General features: G+C 73.1%; 19 protein-coding genes. 10 read left to right on the plus strand and 9 right to left on the minus strand.

The genetic code is table 11. The features are described from left to right. Window positions 1-50: 50 nt before the first annotated feature. The 6 genes from ACK586_RS02580 to ACK586_RS02605 form a co-directional block, all read right to left on the minus strand. Entirely contained in the window at window positions 51-248 is a 198-nt protein-coding gene (locus ACK586_RS02580) for a hypothetical protein (protein ID WP_409328888.1), read from the minus strand. Between the two features lie 2 nt (window positions 249-250). Then, window positions 251-1,117, minus strand: a complete 867-nt coding sequence (locus ACK586_RS02585) for a hypothetical protein (RefSeq protein ID WP_409328889.1) — start codon at window positions 1,115-1,117, stop codon at window positions 251-253. Window positions 1,118-1,224: 107 nt separating this feature from the next. Further along, window positions 1,225-1,821: a hypothetical protein gene (locus tag ACK586_RS02590; protein ID WP_409328890.1), complete on the minus strand. Its 597-nt coding sequence runs from the start codon at window positions 1,819-1,821 to the stop codon at window positions 1,225-1,227. 136 nt (window positions 1,822-1,957) lie between these two features. Next, window positions 1,958-2,710, minus strand: coding sequence for a hypothetical protein (locus tag ACK586_RS02595; protein ID WP_409328891.1), 753 nt, complete (start codon window positions 2,708-2,710; stop codon window positions 1,958-1,960). 133 nt (window positions 2,711-2,843) lie between these two features. After that, window positions 2,844-3,389, minus strand: coding sequence for an RNase H family protein (locus ACK586_RS02600; protein WP_409328892.1), 546 nt, complete (start codon window positions 3,387-3,389; stop codon window positions 2,844-2,846). 92 nt (window positions 3,390-3,481) lie between these two features. Then, on the minus strand, window positions 3,482-4,462 hold the full coding sequence (locus ACK586_RS02605; protein WP_409328893.1) for a hypothetical protein: 981 nt from the start codon (window positions 4,460-4,462) through the stop codon (window positions 3,482-3,484). A gap of 99 nt (window positions 4,463-4,561) precedes the next feature. Here ACK586_RS02605 and ACK586_RS02610 point away from each other — a divergent pair, with 99 nt between their 5' ends. After that, window positions 4,562-7,114: an ATP-binding protein gene (locus ACK586_RS02610; RefSeq protein WP_409328894.1), complete on the plus strand. Its 2,553-nt coding sequence runs from the start codon at window positions 4,562-4,564 to the stop codon at window positions 7,112-7,114. A gap of 27 nt (window positions 7,115-7,141) precedes the next feature. Here the strand turns inward: ACK586_RS02610 and ACK586_RS02615 are convergent, their stop codons facing one another. Further along, a complete protein-coding gene (locus ACK586_RS02615; RefSeq protein WP_409328895.1) occupies window positions 7,142-7,411 on the minus strand; it encodes a DUF1653 domain-containing protein in 270 nt (89 codons plus the stop codon). Window positions 7,412-8,621: 1,210 nt separating this feature from the next. On the opposite strand from ACK586_RS02615, the gene ACK586_RS02620 reads away from it, so the two are divergent. Further along, the gene (locus ACK586_RS02620) at window positions 8,622-9,365 is read left to right on the plus strand and encodes a hypothetical protein (protein ID WP_409328896.1); all 744 of its coding nucleotides are present in this window, start codon (window positions 8,622-8,624) and stop codon (window positions 9,363-9,365) included. Between the two features lie 176 nt (window positions 9,366-9,541). Here ACK586_RS02620 and ACK586_RS02625 read toward each other — a convergent pair whose 3' ends face one another. Both ACK586_RS02625 and ACK586_RS02630 read right to left on the minus strand, forming a co-directional pair. Further along, window positions 9,542-10,651, minus strand: coding sequence for a site-specific integrase (locus tag ACK586_RS02625; protein WP_483409967.1), 1,110 nt, complete (start codon window positions 10,649-10,651; stop codon window positions 9,542-9,544). 336 nt (window positions 10,652-10,987) lie between these two features. After that, complete coding sequence (locus tag ACK586_RS02630; protein WP_409328898.1) at window positions 10,988-11,209, minus strand: excisionase family DNA-binding protein; 222 nt, start codon at window positions 11,207-11,209, stop codon at window positions 10,988-10,990. Window positions 11,210-11,708: 499 nt separating this feature from the next. On the opposite strand from ACK586_RS02630, the gene ACK586_RS02635 reads away from it, so the two are divergent. The 8 genes from ACK586_RS02635 (at window position 11,709) to ACK586_RS02670 (ending at window position 18,581) form a co-directional block, all read left to right on the plus strand. Then, complete coding sequence (locus ACK586_RS02635; protein ID WP_409328899.1) at window positions 11,709-12,161, plus strand: helix-turn-helix domain-containing protein; 453 nt, start codon at window positions 11,709-11,711, stop codon at window positions 12,159-12,161. A 198-nt stretch (window positions 12,162-12,359) separates the two neighbouring features. Further along, window positions 12,360-12,959: a hypothetical protein gene (locus ACK586_RS02640; RefSeq protein WP_409328900.1), complete on the plus strand. Its 600-nt coding sequence runs from the start codon at window positions 12,360-12,362 to the stop codon at window positions 12,957-12,959. Window positions 12,960-12,961: 2 nt separating this feature from the next. Next, complete coding sequence (locus ACK586_RS02645; RefSeq protein WP_409328901.1) at window positions 12,962-13,855, plus strand: ATP/GTP-binding protein; 894 nt, start codon at window positions 12,962-12,964, stop codon at window positions 13,853-13,855. After that, window positions 13,852-14,538, plus strand: coding sequence for an SAF domain-containing protein (locus ACK586_RS02650; protein ID WP_409328902.1), 687 nt, complete (start codon window positions 13,852-13,854; stop codon window positions 14,536-14,538). Before ACK586_RS02645 ends, ACK586_RS02650 begins: the two co-directional genes overlap by 4 nt. Before the next feature lie 15 nt (window positions 14,539-14,553). Next, a complete protein-coding gene (locus ACK586_RS02655; protein ID WP_409328903.1) occupies window positions 14,554-15,357 on the plus strand; it encodes a CpaE/TadZ family protein in 804 nt (267 codons plus the stop codon). A 58-nt stretch (window positions 15,358-15,415) separates the two neighbouring features. Next, complete coding sequence (locus tag ACK586_RS02660) at window positions 15,416-16,762, plus strand: TadA family conjugal transfer-associated ATPase (protein ID WP_409328904.1); 1,347 nt, start codon at window positions 15,416-15,418, stop codon at window positions 16,760-16,762. Further along, window positions 16,759-17,670, plus strand: coding sequence for a type II secretion system F family protein (locus tag ACK586_RS02665; RefSeq protein WP_409328905.1), 912 nt, complete (start codon window positions 16,759-16,761; stop codon window positions 17,668-17,670). Before ACK586_RS02660 ends, ACK586_RS02665 begins: the two co-directional genes overlap by 4 nt. Next, window positions 17,667-18,581 (plus strand): type II secretion system F family protein, encoded by a 915-nt coding sequence (locus ACK586_RS02670; RefSeq protein WP_409328906.1) that lies wholly within the window; start codon window positions 17,667-17,669, stop codon window positions 18,579-18,581. Before ACK586_RS02665 ends, ACK586_RS02670 begins: the two co-directional genes overlap by 4 nt. Window positions 18,582-18,603: the final 22 nt, after the last annotated feature.

An 18,603-nucleotide genomic window follows, 5' to 3' on the forward strand; every position in this document is an offset into this window, starting at 1 on the left:
GCCCCCGGTTCCTGAGGAGGAACCGGGGGCGCGGCGCGCAGCGGCGAGGGTCAGGCGGTGATCCACCGCCGGCCGTGCCGGGGGCAGCGCAGCCCCCAGGAGCAGTCGGTGCAGACCGGCGACCGGACCGAGGAGTGGCCGGGGCAGGCCGGTCCGTGGGGGCAGGGCAGCAGCAGCCGGTCGCAGTGCCGGCACCCGGTGCGGCGGCCGGCCAGCACGAGGCGCAGGCGGGAGAGGGGGTGGGCCACCGTCAGCCCCCGATCAGGGTGGAGGTGTCGCCGGGCTCGCCGAGCAGCTGCGCCATGCGCACCCGCGCCGAGGCCTTGACGTGCTCGCCGACGTTGCGCTGCAGCCGGCGGGCGGTCTCGGCGGCCTCGTCGACCTGGTCGAGCACCGCGGTGCGCGCCGACACGTTGTGCGCGAGCCGGGTGACCAGCTTCTCGGCCTCCGGCAGCCGGCGGCGCACCCGGCGCTGCCGGCGCAGGGCGGACCGCAGCCCGCTGGCCTCGGGGTTGGTCATCCGCGCGGCGAGGAAGAAGGCGGTGATGCCGGTGAGCAGCTGCACGGCGAGCAGCAGGCACGCCTGGACGACGTGGTGGTCGGTGTCGGCGGGGGTGTCGACACCGGGGATCACCACCGTCGGCGCGCTGCTGGCGGTGGCGCGGACGACGAACAGGACGACGCTCAGCACGAGCCAGGCGCCGCCGTAGAACCAGGCGGAGGGGTCCAGCGGTGCGCCGGTGGCCCGGTGCTCGCGCCAGGCCGCACCGAGGTGGAAGCCCGGGAGGAGCATCACCACCCCGATGCCGAGGGCCGTGCCCCAGGCCTCGCCGGTGGAGACGTCCAGCTGGAGGGCGACCAGGGCCTTGAGCAGCACGGTGTCGATGGCGACCACCGCGGCGAACAGCAGCAGCAGCTGCAGGCCGGCGGTGGCCAGCCGCTGGGCGGGGCCGGCGTTGACCAGCTCGGGGGCCAGCCAGGGGTGGCGCGGCGGCTCGGCCTGCGGCTCGGCGGCGCCGGGCGCGTCCGCCACGGCGTGCAGCTGCGGACCGGGCGGCCCGGCCGGGGCGGGGGAGTCGGGAGCGGCGGGGGGCGGCGGGGGGACGGGGAGGGACACGGGGGCTCCTGGGGGAGAGGGAGAGCGGCCGGTGGAGCCGCTCAGAAGGAGGAACGCGCTGCGCCCCGGATCTCTGAGCCGGGGCGCAGCGCGGGGCGGGGAACCGGTCAGGCGGTCGCCGCGTCGGCCGGGGCGGCCGGCCGGAGGTCGGCGGGTGCCGGGCCGCGGGGGATCGCGTACACGGCGAGCGGGGCCGCTCCGCGGTCCGCCGCGGGATCGGCCGCGCCGAGCCGGTCGCCGAGCAGCTCGGCCCGGTGGGCCGCGATCTCCGCGGTCAGGCGCTGGTCGGCCTCGCGCAGGTGGCCCAGCCGCACGGTGGCGTCGGTCAGGTTGCCGACCTCGGCCGACAGCAGCAGGCCGCCGTTGGTCGCCCGGGCGGAGGCGGCCTCGCGGTCGATCAGCTCCAGGTCGGCAGCGATGCGGCTGTCGACGTAACCGTCGACGACGGTGGCGGTGTACCGGTCGAGCGCGTCGCGGGCGTGCAGCTCCTCGACGAGCTGCAGCACCTGCAGCTCCAAGTCGGCCTGGGTGCTCACCACGGTGGGCGCCGGGTGCGCGATGAGCTGCACGGCGTCGGGCTGGTGCACGTCGGTCAGCGCCTCGGGGGCGGCCGGCCAGCGCCGGCGCCGGGAGGGGACGACGACCGGGGCGGGCTCGCCGGCCTGGCGGGCGGCGCGGCGGCGGGAGCGGGGCAGGAGGGGCATCGGGATCTCCGGGGGTTGGCAGCGGCGGCTGCTGCGGGGTGGGTGCACTGGGGAGGACGCGGTGCGGGCCGGATCGCTGAGCCGGGGATGCCGCACCGGCCCCGGGGAGGAGTCCCCGGGGCCGGTGCGGCGGCGCTCAGCGGTGGTCGGCGAGGGACAGCACGGCGGCCGGCCCGGGGGTTGCCGCCCCCAGCACCTCGGGCAGCGCCGGCGGCTCGGTGACCCAGGCCGGCGGGGCGATCAGGGTGCGGCCGAGCTGGCCGGCGAGCTCGGCCCGGTCGGGCTGGCGCCGCACCAGCGCCCGGAGGTAGGTCTGCGCGCGGCGCTGGTGGTGCTCGACGCACCGGCCGACGTGGCTGACGGCCAGGGCGTGCGCGGTGGCGATCTCGGCGTCCAGCTCGTCGAGGCGGACCTGGACCTCGCGGCTGCGCTGCTGCGCGGCCCGGACCTCGGCGCCGGCCCGGGCGGTGTCCGCGGCCAGCCGCATCCGGGCGCGCGCGGCGTCCAGCTCGGCGGGGGAGCCGGGCACGGCCGTCGGAGCCGGGGCGCCGGCGTCCAGCTCGCGCAGGTGCCCGGCCCGCTGCTCGAGGTCGGCGAGGGTGGCGGCGTCGACCGCGAGCTCCGCGGCGGCGGCCGACCGCTCGCGCAGCAGCGGGGCCAGGGCGAGGTCGAGCTGGTGGCGCACGGTGCGCGCCTGCTCCTCGGCCATGGTGGCCAGCCGGTGGGTGTACTGGGTGGTGCAGCCGGTCAGCGGCAGGCCGCGGCGGCCGTCGCGGAAGCCGGCGAGGGCGTCGAGCAGGCGGACCGGCGTCCAGTAGCGGCGCAACCGGATCCGGCGGCCGACGAGGACCGGGGAGCGCTGCAGGGCCGCGGCGGGGGGAGTGGGCATCGGGTACCTCCGGGTTGTCGCGGCGTTCGCCGCGGGGATGGGGAACGCCGCGCCCGGCAGCCGGGAGCGGCTGCCGGGCGCGGCGGCGTGCACCCGGCCGGTCGGCCGGGTCGTCGGGGAGGAGCGCTGCGGCTCAGGCCGCGGGCCGGGCCGCCCGGGCGTCGGCCGCGATGCGGTCGGTGAGCGGGCGGATGTCGTCCAGGCGACCGCCGTTCTGCACGTACCGGCGGGCCTGGACGGCCAGCCGGTCGGCGGTCTCGTTGAGCGGGTCGCCGGCGTGCCCGCGCACCCAGCTCACCGTGAGCGGGCGGCGCTGGGCGAGGACGGCGATGCGGGAGCAGACGGCGGCCACCTGGCCGCTGCCGTGGGTGCCGGCGGGGACGTCGAGCCGGCCGTGGCGCAGCACGCCGTGCAGGAGCCGGACGCCCTGCCGGCAGTCGGTGACCACGTGCAGGGGATCGGTGCCGGGGATCGTGGCCGCCGCCCAGGCGATCGCCGACAGCTCGGCGACCAGGGGGACCGCGGTCCGCACCGTGGTCACGCCGTAGCTGCCGTCGGCGCGGACCCAGGCGAGGCCGGCGGTCGTGGTGCCCCGGTGGTGGCCGACCGAGGCGTCGGTGGCCACGTGCTGCCGCGCGCGCGGGTCGCCGGGAGGGGAGGAGGGGAGAGCAGACGTCATCGCGGACCACCTCGCGTCGGGCGCCTGCTGGCGCCGTCTGAGAGGTGAGACGCGGGAGGGGGCCGCCTGCTGAGTTCGCAGGCGGCGGGCGGTCAGGCCGCGTGCTCCAGGGCGGCCGTGTGCAGGGCCCGGTAGCCGCGGATGGCCGACCGGATCTCCTGCAGGTGGTGCGACGGCGTGAAGGTCTGCGCCAGCTCCGGCAGCACGCTGCCCGGCACGACGCCGACGGTCTCGACCTGCACGTCGAACGGGAGGGCCAGCATGCGCAGCGCGGCGGCCTGCTGCGCGGGCACGTAGATGGCGGTGGTCACCGCGAGCAGGGTCTGCCCGGGCTCGACGGCGGCCAGGGTGCGGGCGAACCAGTCGTAGGTGTCGGCGGTGTGCGCGCGGCGCCGCTCGGGCTCGCTGGACGGCGCCGCGGCGACCCGGATGCGCAGGCCGCCCGCGCCCTCGTAGGTGCGCACCGACCAGGTGCCACCGGGCAGGTCCGACCGCTCGCCGTCCTCGGCGACGGGCGCGCCGAGGCCGAAGGCGCGCCGGGTGCCCGCGTCGAGGGCCTCGTACTCCTCGTCGACGCCGTCCAGGCCGACTGCCCGGGCCAGGTCGCCCTCGTCGCCGCCGAAGGGGCGGTGCCCGCCGAGGGCCGTGACGTCGGCCGTGCGGACGTCGCCGGTGGCGATCAGGCGGGCCACGTGCGCCGGGCGCACCACGCAGGCGCGCACCAGGCCGCCGAGAGCGAAGACGTGGTCGTACTCCTTGCGCCGGGGCGGCCGGGGGTCGACCAGGCCGAGCGCGCGGGCCGCGTCGTCGGTCAGGGCGACCTGCTCGTCGGTCAGCTCCAGCGGGGTGGCCAGGTTGCGCTCGGCGCCGCGCCGGCCGTCCCACCGCGTGGAGAAGCCGTCGAGGGCGGTGAGCCGGTCGCCGAGGGAGCCGGCGAAGAGGTCGGCCGGGCCGCCGAACCCGGCAACCAAGGCCCGCAGGGGTTCCGACGCGGTCCAGGTGTCGATGCCCGCCACGATGTCCTGGGCGCCGCGCGCGTCGTCACCCACCGCCGGGACCGGCTCGAACGTCACCGCGGCAGGTTACCGGGCGGCGCGGCCGGGGTCCTTGCCCCCGCGCCGGGGGTCGGTTCTGATGACGCCCAAGGACGATGCAGCAGGGAGTTCGGTGCCGTGGACGAGGAGTGGCCGGTCTGGACGGCGCCGCCGGCGAGCGCGCCGGAGGTCGACGGGTACGGCGGCATCGCCTGCTACGTCACCCCGCTGCTGGTCCAGCAGCGGATCGGGCATGCGTTCCCGCGGGGGGTGCGCAGCCGGTTCGAGGGCGCCGGCGTGGACCGGGCGGGTGTGGACCGGCGGATCGCCGGGGCGCTGTGGAAGGCGCTCGCCGCCCGGGCCATCCCCTACACGGCGCCGCCGTGGCACCCGCTGGCCGGCCAGCGGATCCGTGATCCGGAGTGGTTGTGGCGCACCACCGGCTCGGGCACCTGCATCGACCTCGCCGTCCTGTTCGCCGGCGCCTGCCTGAACGAGGAGCTGGCCACGTTCCTGGTGCTGCTGCGCGGACCGGCCACGGCGCACGCCGCCGTCGCCGTCCACCTGGGCGGCAACCCCCGATCGGGCCGGCTGCCCGCCGGGGTGGCGGCGACCGACGAGCCCGGCGTGGGCCGGGTCGTCGACCCGGCGGCGTTCGCGGCGGCGCCGGACGTGCTGCTGCTGGACCCGACGACGGCGACCGAGGGGACGGCGGACGCGTCGATCGGCCACTCGGCCACGACGCTCGGGGAGCTCCTGGCGGGCGGGGCGTTCCCGGACGTGCACCTGGTGTCGGTCGGGACGCGGCACGTGCTGGGCGACGAGCCGCTGCCCCAGCCGAGCCGCCGCGGTGCGCTGCGCACCCCGCTGGCTCGGCCGGAGCTGCAGGCGACGCTGCACTTCGCCGCGCACGCCCGGGCGTGGGCCGAGCTCCGCGGGCATACCGGGGGGTGCGTCGTCCTGCACGGCCGGGAGGGCACCGGCAAGAGCACCGTGGCTCGGCAGTTCGCCGCGCAGTTCGACCAGGGCTTCGGCTGGGTCCTGTCCGGGGCGACGCTCGGCGGCTACCGGGCCTCCCTGGCGCGGGCGGAGCTGGCCGAGCGGGGTGACGAGCTGACCGTGCCCGATGCTGCGATCGAGGCGGAACTGGCGCGCAGCGCGCTGGACCGGCTGGCGCGGACCGACGGCGGCTGGGTGGTCGTCGTCGACAACGCCAACGGCGGGCCGGGGAGGTTGCGCGGGCTGCCGGAGCCGCGCGACGGGCAGTTGCTGCTGGTCACCACGACCGACGACCCGGCCCAGTGGCCGGGATACCTCCCGGTGGGCCTGGACCGCGCCGAGGGGGACACCGACGACGTGCCGCCGGACCTGCGGGACGTGGCGGTGGGCAACCCGCTGCTGGGTGCCGCGTTCGCGGCGCTGAAGGCGGCGGCGCCCAAGGTCGTCGCGGCGCTGCCGGCCGATCCGGTCGCCGACGTCGACGCCGGTGCCCGCCGCTACTGGGCGGGCGTGCAGGAGGCGGTGCCCGGCGCGGTGGCCCTGGCCGCGCGGCTGGCGCTGCTGCCGCCGGAGGCCATCACCGGAGAGGCGGCCGCGGAGCTGGGGCCCGGCCTCGACGACCTGGTGCACGCGGGGCTGGTGACGCCGCTGACCGACGGCACGCTGGCGATGCACCGCGTGTTCGGGCGCGCCGTGCGGGCGACCGACGGGGATGCGGCCGGTGCTGCGGTAGACGTCCTCGGCTGCGAGCCGGCCCGCGTCGCCCTTGCGCGATTCGGGGACACCCAGGTCACCGGCGTCCTCGCGCAGGCGCTGCAGGCGGCCGTCGACGGGATCGCCCTGGCCCGGCTGGGCGCGTTGCAGGAGCTGCACGACGGTGTGGCGGTGTCGCTGGCGACGTACCAGCGGGCCGAGGCGGAGCTCGCGCCGCTGGCACCGGCGCCGGGGGAGCCGGCCGCCGCCGGACTGGCGGACTGCCTCCACGCGCGGGCCCGGTCGATCAACCAGGCACGCGAGGGCGACGTCACGCAGGAACAGATCGAGGCGGCGCGCGCGGCGGCACTCCGCGCCGCGGGCCTGCGGGGCACCGACGAGCTCGGGGAGCAGGAGAAGCACCTGGCGATGGCCGCGCTGCTGCGCCAGCGCGCGGCGCGGGTGCTGGAGCTCGGCAGCCCGGAGCTGTTGGCGGAGTTGCACGCGGTGCGCAGTGAGCTGGACAGCTCGTACGAGACCCGCCGCGACCTGCTCGGACCGGACCACCCCTTGGTGGACCGGGCGTCCTTCAACCGCGCTGGGGTGCGCATCCGACTCGCACAGGCCGAACCGGACCGCACCGCAGAGCACCTGGACGGGGCCCGCGAGGTTTACGCGGGGACGTTGCGGTTCCGGCGCGCGTACTACTCCGACACCAGCCCCCTGACAGCGGCTTCGGCGCTGGGCCTGGGGACCTGGGGTTACTACGCTGTTTTGTATCGGTGCGCAGCCGAGCCCGCCGCGACGTTCGCCGAGGCCTGGGAGCACGCCGTCGAGTCCATGATTATCCGGCAGCGACTCAAGGCGAACAGCGATGTGGTGAAGAGCGCCTCGGTGCTGACGAAGCTGGCCCTACTACAGGTGCATCTGGCTGGTGGTGCGCCGGCCGAAATCGCGGACGGGTCGATCACCGAACTCGAGCGTGGGTTGCAACGCTGAGTCTTCGGCTGCCAGATCGGTGTGCCGCTACAACTCGGGTCCTATGAATCGGAAGCGTGGAACGCTCTTGCCCTCGTGCTCGACCTCGTCCAGGAACATGCTCAGCGGGCGCACCTGCAGGCGTAGTCCGGTGTGCTCCGGGATGACGTATAGCGGGACGTAGACGGCGAGCACTTCGTCACTCTCCGTGTGCTTGGCGAAGCCGAGGACCTGGTACAACCTCCTGCTCTCAGGTGTGCTCTTGAAGTGCTCGTATACCCCTGGATACGGGTAGTTCGGCAGCGTCGATTCGGTCATCAGGTCCTCGTCATGTCTCTGCGCATGGCCACTGGCGGTAGGCGGGTCGGAGAGGAGGTCTCCGCTCTCGGATCGGCGATCCTCCACCAGATGCCTCGCGTGTGGTCGTTGCTCTCCGAGGATCCAGCAGTACTGGCGGCTCGCGCGACGACGCACCGATACAGCGCTGTGTGGCTCGACGGTGGGTATCGGGGCTTGCGGCCTTATCCGGACGGATGCAGAGGCGATCGCGGGTCCTGCTCGATGACCATTCGGACTGATGGGAGGCGTCACCAGCGCGGGGGCCGAGCCGCGGCCCCCGCGACACTGCCGGCGGATCGCCGCTCGGCACGGCCTCCAACCCGTTGCGTGATCCTAATGTGGTCGCGCGGCCCTAGTTGGCGCGGACCTGGAATCCCGTGAAGGGTGCCCCCCGCTACTCCGCAGCGCGGAGAGGAAGTGAAGTCACTCCGTCGCCGTTGCGGTTCACGATGCAGCAGCCGAAGTGGTGTCCTCGCCGTAGGCGCTGTTCGCAGAGCGGCCAACGAGACCCAGGGCTGGGCCGCCGCCCCCGTTGAGTGGCGTCGGCGACGGAGTCCTTGCCCAACGACCCTGCGCTCTGCCAGCCTGTCGATCGCTGTCCCCCTAATACGCGCGGTGGGGAGAGTCTGGCGTGCGCCTAACGTGCCGCTTGGTCTCGGTGTGCAACTTGTCGTCTTCGGGGGATGCCGTGGAAGCGTTCATCGGTGTGCTGGTCGCTGTAGGGCTCATTGTGCTATTCGTCTATATGTGGAACTCAGGGAGAAATGCGGTAGCGACCACGGTCGTGCATTCTCCGCACGATCCGCGGCGAACCGTCGAGATCGTTTCTCGGGCGTTTGGCGGTGCGCGTGGACTTCTCTGGACTGATTCCCCTGGGCCTGGCAAGATCAACAAGCGGCGTAGGGGTAAGGATCGTGGCATTGTCATGTCGATAGATATCGAACCGCTGCCGAATGGCGGGTCGAACGTAGCGATGTGGGCATCGCAGACGAACGTGTACTGGGGATTCTTGGTCAACTTCTCCGGTGACGTGAACTCCCGAAAGAAGGCAATTGCAAGGCTTGTCTCGGCCTAACTGACGGCGGTTAGGTAGCGATAGGTGACTTAGTGGTGGAACCGTCCCATTATTGGCCACGGGCCCCGGCCTGCTGCGCTTTCGGCCATCGTTAGTTCCAGAAGGAGCTGTGCAATGCCGTGGTTCGCGCGCCGCTCAGATCAGCCGACCGCCCCGCTCCGCGACCTCGCGGAGTTGATGGAGCGCTTCGGACGCTTCGAGTACTACAAGGCTGACAGCGGCGAGGACGCCGGCGCCATATACGCCAACGTCATCGCCCCGCTCTACCCGCTGGCCACCTCCGATCCGCAGGCCTTCCTCGGTGCGCTAGCTGAGCAGGCATCGGCGCGCGGCGGATGGGCCGCCTACGGCGCCGGGCACGCCGTGTGGGAGTTGCTAACGGGCGACGTGCGAGACCAGCTGCGCGACAACTCCGCCTACCGGGCGGTGATGGACGCCTCGCTGCAGTTCCTCAGGGACAACGGCGTGCCCCCGATTCGCGTGACCGGGTACGAGTGGGACTACTGGGTCGACGCCGGCGGTTCGGCGCAGACGTGGCTGCCGCCCCTCCCGCTCCCACCGCGGGACACAACGGTGCCCACCGAGCTGCGACCCGGTGAAGAGCGCCCCGTCGCTCGGCTGGCCCCTGAGCGGGACGCCAACTTGATCATCGTGCGCCGAGCCGATGCCGGCGGCTACGAGGCGCTCGTCGACGCCCGCTGGAATGACGACGACCCGCGTCGCAGCCGGTCGCTTTGGCAGTCCGCCGAGAGCTTGTACGACCTTTACGTGCAGATCGGCAACGCTCTGCAGACTCCGTCGCCCTGGCACGAACCCGAGCTAGGGCCGTTCTTTCCGCTACCTGCATCCCGCATCTGACCCGGCAGCCTGCTACCTCGAAGGGAGACGTCGGCGTCCTAGGTCGGCCGTGGCAAGCAGGTGGCCGCTGTATGGGGCGAAACGTACGGGTCCGCGAGCTTGCCGCCAGACTCCGGACTCGGTTCTTCTTCAACCGCATCATTTCGAGCTGCACCGGTCTGACAGTCAAAATCTCCCTACTCCTTGACTGATGCGCTCATCGCGGCGGCGAGAGCGGCGTCGCGTTCTTGCTCGGCGCGTTGATAGCGCAGGGCCATGGCGGGGGAGGCGTGGCCGAGACGATGCATCAACTCCTTGGTCGTGGCTCCATGCCGGGCGGCGATGGTGGCGCCCCAGCCGCGAAGGTCGTGCAAGTGAGATCCGAACGGGAGTCCGGCCGCCTTCGCGGCCGGAGCCCACACCTGTGAGAAGTTGTTGCGTCGGACTGGTCCGCCCTTCGGACCCACGAACACCAGTCCGTTCGCACCGGGCTGGGCGTACGTCGCAAGGTGACGCTCCAAGTCGTCGATGATGTGCGGCGGGATGGCTACCGTTCGTCGACTAGCGGCCGACTTCGGCGGTCCGTAGGAACGTTCCTGCCCGACCACGTCGACGACCGAGCTCCTCACGCTCACGGTGCCTGCCGCGAGGTCGAGGTGTTCTCGACGGAGCGCTGACAGCTCACCGATGCGAAGGCCCGTCCAGGCAGCCAGCAGGATCAGGGCTCGCCACCGATCCTCGACGGCATCGGTAAGCGCCTGAACTTGAGCGAGTGTGAACATCGGTCGCTCGCTGGACCGTTCCTGCCCCGCGCCACGGATGGAGCACGGGTTCTTCGCGATGAGGTTGTCCTCCACGGCCGTGGTGCAAATGGCACGCAGCAGCCGGTAGCACTTGGCCGTTGTGACTTGCCCCGGCCCGCGTGGTCCGCTGAGCTTGCCGTACCAGGCCCGGACGGCGGACGCCTCGAGTTGGCGAAGTGGCGTCGATCCCAGCGCCGGCACGATGTGGTTCTTGAGCTGTGCCCGGTACAGCTCGGCCGTGCGAGGCGCCAGCGGCCGGCCACGCACGAGACGGGTCTCCACCCAGCGCTCGGCATAGACCTGGAGCGTCTCCTTGCCCGCCTTCGGGTCGATCCAGCGGCCCGAGTCCATCTCGGTCTGAGTCTTGGCGAGCCACCGATCGCCGTCTGCCTTGGTCGCGAACGTATGCGGTGCCGTGACCTGCCTGCCCGAGCTACCCCGGTAGCGGGCTTGGTAACGCCCTGAGGGAAGCCTGCGAACCGTGCCCCATGCCCTTCGACCCATGACGACCTCCTAGCGCCCTCCGATGGCGATGAGATTCGCGCAGTTGCCGGCAGTGTCGATTGCGTCGGCGTTGTTCGGCGGCTGGCATTCCACAACCTCCAGCGGCGGCCTTGACTCCGGCTGGGCAACCTGCCTGCCTGCTGACGGCAGGACGCGGGCCTCGGCTCGACTGCGCACAGGACCCGCTGCGATCGAGTCGCCAGAGAACCTTTCGTTCCGCATACGGTCGGCCGATCAGGACCTGATCTCGTTGCTCGACGTGGTGGGAACGGAGTGGCGCAGAGGCTGCCACATGGAGGCGTGGTGAACGACGCCATTCGTACGGCGCAAGGTGAGCTACCCGTCGCTCGCGACACGTCCGGCCTCGATGAAGTCGTCGAGCGTTGAGCGCTGGAGTCTTACGTACTTGCCGATCTTGACGTACGTGATCCGCCGCTGGGCGATGAGCCGACGGATGAACCGCTCGCCGGTTCCCAAGTAGTCCCCGGCCTGCGCGACGGTCAGCAGCGCGTCGTGCCGACCAATGAGCGCTGCTCGCTCGGGGGTCGTTCCGGACATCAGGTGCCGACCTGCCAGTCGCGATTAGGCCGTCCGAGAAGGTCGCGGCCGGCGATGGGCCAGCACCACGGCCGGCATGGACGACGTCGCCGCCGGGGACGGGCTGCAGGTCTCATGGCCCGAAGCCTCGACAGACAGTTCCGGTCTTCCTGCAGTCGCTGGGACTCGGCTCCGGGCATTGCCGCTATGACGCAGGCGCCCTCGGCAGCCGCGCGGGACTCCGGCGTTGCTGAGCTGACCGTCCTCCGGGTTGCCTCCAGCCTGGACGGCGGCGGCTATGCGGTCTGCCGTAGTCCTTCAGTTCTTCTCCGGTGGTGGAAGGCCGTCGAGGCGGCGCCGCGCCCGCTTGTCAACCGACAGCTACTGCGCACAAGCTCCTGTAGGTCGTCAGCTGTGTCGCGTAGGGCGATGAAAGCGCGCGTGCGACCGCAATCCGCGAGTGGGCGCTAGGGTTCTCCGCCACGGGCGGGTGTCCACCGATCGGGTGATGGAGGCTGCCGTGGCGCGGCCGCTGCTTCGAGGCGATCGCCTGCAGGCTGCGCGAAAAGCCATGGGGATTACTCGAGAAGAACTGGCCGAAAAACTGGAGCTCTCGAGCCCATCGCGCATCCGGGTATGGGAGACGGGACTGGAGCGGCCGCGGCCTCGTTACGTACCGCGGTTGGCGGCCGCCGTGGGCGTCGACCCCTTGCACCTGCTCGACGTCGATCCCGAGGACCCGCCGCTGGCGGCTCTGCGCTTGGCGGCCGGACGCGCCACGAACGAGGTGACTGGTCCCGGGCTGTCGGTCATGACCTACGTGCGCCTGGAGGACGGACGAACCGGGGCGGTTCCCTCGGCCGAGGTGATCGGCGCTGTCGCCGACGTTCTGGGCGTGGACGTCCCTCGCGTGGAGGCGGCCGTCCGCCGTAGTCGCAGCGACCAGTCGGCCTTGGCGTCCTCCGGCGGCTGAACAGGAGAATTACTGGAGGAAGAAGCTTGCTCTCCTGGACGACTGCGGTGGTAATTTCCCGCGCACGTTGCCCCGGGAGGTGGCCATGGGCCGCACGTCGAAGTCAAGCGTGGCGTGCTCCTGCGTGCTCCTGCCCCGGCCCATAGCGGTCTCCCTGGTGGTCCAGGGCGATCTGCCCACCCGGCGAGGGCACTCGCGATGACCGGGCGGCGGTGGACGGCTGGCGTACTCCTTGCGCTGCTGTCCCTCGCCGGCTGCACCGAGGGTGAGGCCAGTCCCGAGGGCTCGTCGCCGGGCGTGACGACGTCGTCGGCTTCGCAGACATCGACGACGTCTCCTGTGGCGAGCAGCGCGCCGACCCCCGAAGACGAGGCGGCGGAGGCCGCCACCGCGGTCGTCAGCGAGATGCTGCGCGTGACCGACGCGGCCAAGAAGGACCCAGCTGCCAGGGACTGGGAACCGGAGATCCGGCGATACGCCGGCGACCCGGCTGCTCTGCTCGCCGTCACGGCGGTACGGGACTACGCGACGATCGGCCTCCGCCAGGAAGGCGACACCGTGGTCGATCTCGAAGTCACGACCGTGGATCTGGCATCCCCCGAAGGGCCGACGGTGAGAATCACGGGGTGCTATGACAGCCAGAGCACGCGGGTGCTGAACGTGCAGACCGGCGAGGTCGTGCCACCGGGGACTCCGCCGCGGTACGTCTGGGACATCACCGTGACGCGCTACGAGGCCGAACCGGGATCCCCGTGGCTGGTCAACCAGCTCAACCCGCTAACGGATCGACCATGCTGAGGATGTCCTGCGTGGCCGTGCTGGCAGCCGCGATGCTCGCCTTCCCCGGTGGGCTGGACGCCATGGCAGCCCCACCTGTCGGCTGTGCCAGGGCTGATGCGCAGACCGGCATCTGCCTGGTCGAGGCGACCTCTCCTGGTCAAGACGCGAACGCGGCTCCCGTAGGCAGCGGTGGCAATTCCGGTGAAGGACGGTCCGGCGGAGATGCCTCGTCCCAGGACCCGTGCACGTACACGGTGGCGCAGCCGCAGCCGCCCTCGACGAGTGTCCTGTGGCAGGGGCAGTCGCCGGCTGACGGAGCGATGTACGCCAAGGTCTGTCCGCGGGTGGACGGCTCGGGGCTCACCACGATCCTCGTGTTCGTACCCAACGGCTCCGCTCCGCCGGCGGGGCCGCCCGTGGACCCGCGCGTTCTGGCCGAGCAGGCGATCGCATCGCTGGTCATGCGCGCCCCGGAGATTCGGATGGCGCCGCCACCCGAGTCCACCAGTGGCCTCGTCGGACTGCCGGTGTGGATGTGGACCGAGCGCGGGGAAGAGTTCGTCGGCCCGACCCGGCAGTCGGTGTCGGCCGGTGGCGTCACGGTGGCGGCTGTGGGGGAGCTGAGCCGCATCGTCTGGGACATGGGGGACGGCACCACCGTGGTCTGTGGGCCCGGGACGCCGTACTGGCCGGGCGCCAGCGGAGAGTCACCGGACTGCGGTCACGTCTATGCGGAGGCGTCGAGCCGACACGTGCCTGGCGGCGGGCCGTGGCCGATCACCGCGACCAGCACGTGGACGGTCACCTGGTCCGGCGGCGGGCTGTCGGGCACCGAGACGCTGGAGCTGTCGTCGTCGGCGGAGCTGTTCATCGGCGAGTTGCACGTGCTCAACCAGGACGGGAGCACGCCATGACTGTCACTCAGCCGTCGAAGGCCGGCGCACCGCCCTCCTCCGGGGCGGTCAACGGACTGTCCCGGGCGCCGGTGCTGCCGCCACCGCGTCGCCGGCGCCGTCCGGCCCTGCTGGCCCTGGCCGTGACCATGGTGGTCCTCGGGGCCTTGGGCTCCGCCTACTTGGCGACATCGCTGGGGCAGACGTCACCGGTGATCGCGATCGCGCGGGAGGTGCCCTGGGGGCAGACCCTCACCGCAGCCGACCTGGTGGAGGCGCGTATCTCGGCCGATCCGGCGCTGGAGCCGATTCCGTACGGTGACCGCGACCAGGTCATCGGCCTGGTCGCCGCGACCACCCTGACGCCGGGCTCGCTGCTCACCCGCGACGCCCTGACCGACCAGCGCCTTCCGGCTCCCGGCCAGCAGCTGGTCGGGGTCGGGGTGTCGGCGGTGCAGCTGCCCACGACACAGCTGCGCCCGGGCGACGACATTCTCCTGGTGCCCGTGGCCGCCGGCAGCGCTCCAGCTGCGACCGAAGGCGGAGACCCCAGCACGGTGCAAGCGACCGTGGTCCAAAGCGGTCCACCCGGAACCGACGGCCGTCGAGTGGTCGACGTGCTCGTCGCGGCTGCCGACGGACCGGACGTCGCTGCCCGCGCCGCTGCGGGACTGGTCGCCATCGTCGTGGTGGCCGGCGAGTAGGGCGGGGCTGCCGCCGTGTTGATCGCGCTGTGTTCGGCGAAAGGTGCACCCGGGGTCACCACCAGCGCGCTGGCGCTGGCGTTGTCCTGGCCGCGCCCGGTGATCCTGGCTGAGTTGGATCCGGCCGGCGGGGACGTGCTGGCGGGATACGGCCGGGGTGAGATGTCGGCCGGTGGGCTGGCCGACCTGGCGCTGGCGGCCCGGCGGGGCGGCCCGGCCCGTCACCTGGACCGCCAGCTGCTGCGGCTCGACCTCGAAGGGCGGGCACGGTTGTTGCCTGGCCTGGCCGATCCCGTCAGCGCCCGACACGTCGACTGGGATCGCCTGGGGGCTGCGCTGGTGGCCGTGGAGGACGGCGCGATCGATGTGGTCGCCGACTGCGGGCGGCTGCGCGCCGAGCACTTTCCGGATGCGGTGGTCCATCGGGCCGCCGCAGTGGTCCTGGCCACCGGCTCCACGCTTCGCGCCGTGCGTTCGGCGACCCAGGCGATCGCCGAACTCTGGGAACGCGGCGCCTGTCCGGGCATGCTGGGCGCGCTGGTGATCGGGCCGGGGGAGCCGTACGGCGAGCGAGAGATCAGCGAGGCGCTCGGCGTTCCCGTCGTGGGCGCGCTGCCGCGGGACGAGAAGGCGGCGGCAGTGCTGAGCGACGGCGCGCCGGCCGGCCGCCTGTTCGTCCAGTCGGCCCTGCTGCGGGCCGCCCGCACGATCGCCAGCAGGTTGGTCGGATCCGTCGCGGCGCACCAGTCCCGGATGGCCCCACCGCCGGCGCCCGTGCCTGCGTCGGTGATCGCGGAGGGGGGAAGCCGTGTCCGCTGACCTCAGCCGGCTCGGCGAGGGGGCCCTGGCAAGACGACTCCTAGCGTCTACCGCGACGGTGGACTGGGCGTTGGTGCGCCGGCTGCACGAGGCGACGGCGACGGCCCTGGCCGAAGAGCTCAAGCGCCGTCCAACGCTCAGCGCGGCGGCGCAGCAGGAGCTGGCCCGCACACTCGCCCAGGACGGGATCGACGAACTGGTCCGGCAGCGCCTGCGGGCCGGGCAGGCGGTGCCGACTCCGGACGACGAGATGGCGATCGCCGAGGCGGTGTTCGCCGCACAGTTCGGTCTCGGCCGGCTCCAGCCCTACGTCGACGACCCGCAGGTCGAGAACATCGAGGCGCACGGGCACGACAACGTGTGGATCGGCTACGCCGACGGCCGCGACGTCCGGGTCGGCCCGATCGCGGACTCCGACGAAGACCTGGTCCGCCAGCTGCAGCACATCGCCGCCCGGCTGGGCCGCGCGGAGCGGACCCTCACCACAGCGAGCCCGCTGCTCACGATGCGGCTGCCGGACGGGTCCCGGCTGACCGCGGTGATCGAGACGGTGCCCCGTCCGCAGCTGGTGATCCGCCGTCACCGCATCCGCAACGTCGACCTCGACGACCTGGTGGACCTGGGAGCCGTCGACCGTGCGCTCGCTGAGTTCCTCCGGGCGGCAGTGCGCGCCCGCAAGAACATCATCGTCACCGGCGCGCAGGGCGCCGGGAAGACCTTGTTGCTGCGGGCGCTGGCTAACGAGCTCCCCGTCTCGGAGAACCTCGCCACCATCGAGAAGCACTTCGAGCTCTTGCTGCACGAGCTGCCCGATCGGCATCCGCGCGTGGTGCCGTTCGAGGCCCGCGAAGGAACCGGCGAGCGGGGTCCGGACGGCCGCCGCCTGGGCGAGGTGACGTTGACCGAGCTGGTCGAGCAGGCGCTGGTCATGAACGTCAGCCGGGTCTGGCTGGGCGAGGTGCGGGGCGAGGAGGCGTGGCCGCTGATCGAGGTGATGGAGGCCGGCGAGGGCGGGTCGTGTTGCACGCTGCACGCCCGCTCGGCGCACCACGCGTTCGAGCGGCTGGCGAACTTGTGCATGCGCGGACGCACCGCCGTCACCCCGGAGCACGCCTACCGGTCCTGTGCTGCGGCGATCGACCTCGTCGTGCACATCGCGACTGTGGATGAGCGGTGGATCGGCGGTGAGCGGCAGCGGTTCGTCAGCCAGGTCGTCGAGTGCAACGGCATCGGCGAGGGCGGGCGCCCGGCGGTCACCGACGTCTTCACTGCGGGCCCCGACGGGCGGGCGGTGCCCGAGCACGATCCGGTGGACCTGGCCGACTACGTCCGGGTCGGCTTCGACGCCGGCTGGCTCCGGCCCGGCCGAGGTCACTGGTCGAGCACCGCTGCGGGACGGCGATGAGCGGCGCGGGGCTGTTGGCCGGCGTGTGCGGCGCCTTGTCGGTCGGCGGCCTCCTGCTGGCCGCCCATGCGCTCACCGCAGCCGATCCGCCGGCCCGGCCGCGGCGTCGCCAGCCCCGGCCGACGGCGCAGCTCGACCGGCCGGCGGTGCGCCGGCAGCGGGCGCTGTGGGTGGCCGCAGCCGTGCTGGCGGCTGTGGTGTGGCTGGTCTCCGGCTGGCCGGTGGGTGGTGCGCTGGCCGGGCTGGCGGTGATCGGCGTCCCCTGGCTGCTGGCACAGTTCTCCGGCGGCAACGCCGAAGTAGAGCGGCTGGAGGCGCTGCAGGAGTGGGTGCGCCGCACCTCCGACGTGCTGGCCGCGGGCGGCGGTCTGGAGCAGACACTGATCCGCTCGGCGCGCACCGCGCCCGAGCCGATCGCAGCGGAGGTGGCGACGCTGGCGGCGCGGCTGCAGGCGCGTTGGCCGACCTCCCGAGCGCTGCTGGCCTTCGCCGACGACCTCGACGACGCCGCCGGGGACCTGGTCGTCGCCGCCCTGCTGCTCGGTGCGGAGCTGCGCGGGCCCGGGCTGGCGCGGGTGCTGACCGAGCTGGCGGGCAGCCTCACCGAGGAGGTCACGATGCGCCGCAAGGTCGAGGCCGACCGCGCCAAGCCCCGCGCCAACGCCCGCTGGCTGCTGCTGATCACCGTCGCCGCGTGCGGGCTGGCGGCTCTCAACGGGAACTACCTGGCGCCCTACGGCACCGGGCTGGGACAGATGGTGCTAAGCGTCATCAGTGCGCTGATCGTCGCCTGCCTCTTGTGGATGCGCCGGCTCACCATGCCAACGTCATCGCCGCGCTTCCTGGTCGATCCCGACGGCGGCCGCCCGGCAGCAGAAATCGAGCCGGATGAGGTACCGGTCCGGTGAGCGGCCCCCAGGCGCTGCTGATCACATTCGGCGCGATCGTCGGGCTCGGAGCGTTCCTGCTGGTGCGCGCCGCGCTCGTGGTCGAGCAGCCGCGGTTGGCCGATGCGCTCGCCCGCCTCGACGGGCGCGCGGCCCCGGTCGCCGTCGGCTCGATGACCGGGGAACGCGACCGGTGGGCGCGGGCAACTGGTCACGCCGGAACGTGGGCCGCGGCCCGGTTGCCCGCCGGCGCGTTGCGGACGCCGTCCCACGCGCTCGCGTTGATCGGCTGGACGCCGGAGGGTTACGCCGCCCGCAAGCTCGGCCTCGCCGCGTTCGGCGCAGCTTTCGTGCCACTGCTGACCGCCGTGCTCGGAGTCCTCGGCGTCCGCCTGCCGGTGGTGATGCCAACGGCCGGGTCGCTAATTCTGGCCGTCGTTCTGTTCTTCGTCGTCGACCTCGTCGCGCGCGACCAGGCCGCCGAAGCGCGCGGCCAGATGCGCCGGGCGCTGTGCTCCTACCTGGACCTGGTCAGCCTGCGCCGCGACGCCAGCGAGGGGCCGACCATCGCTCTGGAGCGGGCCGCCGCACTGGGCGAGGGCTGGGTGTTCCGGCGGATCAACGACGCGCTGGTCGCCGCCCGGCTGGCCGGCGACCCGCCCTGGGACGGGCTGCGCCGGCTGGCCGCCGAGACCGGGGTCGGGGAGCTGGCCGACGTCGCCGACATCGCGGCAGTCGCCGCGGTCGAGGGCGCCTCGATCGCCCCGACGCTGCGGGCCCGCGCGCAGTCGCTGCGGGTGCAGCTGCTGGCTGAGGAAGAGGCGGCGGCGAACACCGCCAGCGAGAAGCTCACTGCCCCGGTGGCCTTGCTGTCCGTCGCCTTCCTGCTGCTGTTCCTCTATCCCGCCCTGGCCCGCCTGATGGCCACCTGACCCGGTGAACCCGACCCGAGAG

The sequence above is a fragment of the Trujillonella humicola genome, from assembly GCF_046233715.1.
Classification (GTDB): domain Bacteria; phylum Actinomycetota; class Actinomycetes; order Mycobacteriales; family Geodermatophilaceae; genus Trujillonella; species Trujillonella humicola.

Coding starts and splice junctions, on each gene's coding strand:
- ACK586_RS02600 (WP_409328892.1), bottom strand. CDS start 3,389: ATGACGTCTGCTCTCCCCTCCTCCCCTCCCGGCGACCCGCGCGCGCGG.
- ACK586_RS02645 (WP_409328901.1), top strand. CDS start 12,962: ATGTCCTGCGTGGCCGTGCTGGCAGCCGCGATGCTCGCCTTCCCCGGT.
- ACK586_RS02595 (WP_409328891.1), bottom strand. CDS start 2,710: ATGCCCACTCCCCCCGCCGCGGCCCTGCAGCGCTCCCCGGTCCTCGTC.
- ACK586_RS02640 (WP_409328900.1), top strand. CDS start 12,360: ATGACCGGGCGGCGGTGGACGGCTGGCGTACTCCTTGCGCTGCTGTCC.
- ACK586_RS02650 (WP_409328902.1), top strand. CDS start 13,852: ATGACTGTCACTCAGCCGTCGAAGGCCGGCGCACCGCCCTCCTCCGGG.
- ACK586_RS02630 (WP_409328898.1), bottom strand. CDS start 11,209: ATGTCCGGAACGACCCCCGAGCGAGCAGCGCTCATTGGTCGGCACGAC.
- ACK586_RS02620 (WP_409328896.1), top strand. CDS start 8,622: ATGCCGTGGTTCGCGCGCCGCTCAGATCAGCCGACCGCCCCGCTCCGC.
- ACK586_RS02665 (WP_409328905.1), top strand. CDS start 16,759: ATGAGCGGCGCGGGGCTGTTGGCCGGCGTGTGCGGCGCCTTGTCGGTC.
- ACK586_RS02615 (WP_409328895.1), bottom strand. CDS start 7,411: ATGACCGAATCGACGCTGCCGAACTACCCGTATCCAGGGGTATACGAG.
- ACK586_RS02590 (WP_409328890.1), bottom strand. CDS start 1,821: ATGCCCCTCCTGCCCCGCTCCCGCCGCCGCGCCGCCCGCCAGGCCGGC.
- ACK586_RS02625 (WP_483409967.1), bottom strand. CDS start 10,651: ATGGGTCGAAGGGCATGGGGCACGGTTCGCAGGCTTCCCTCAGGGCGT.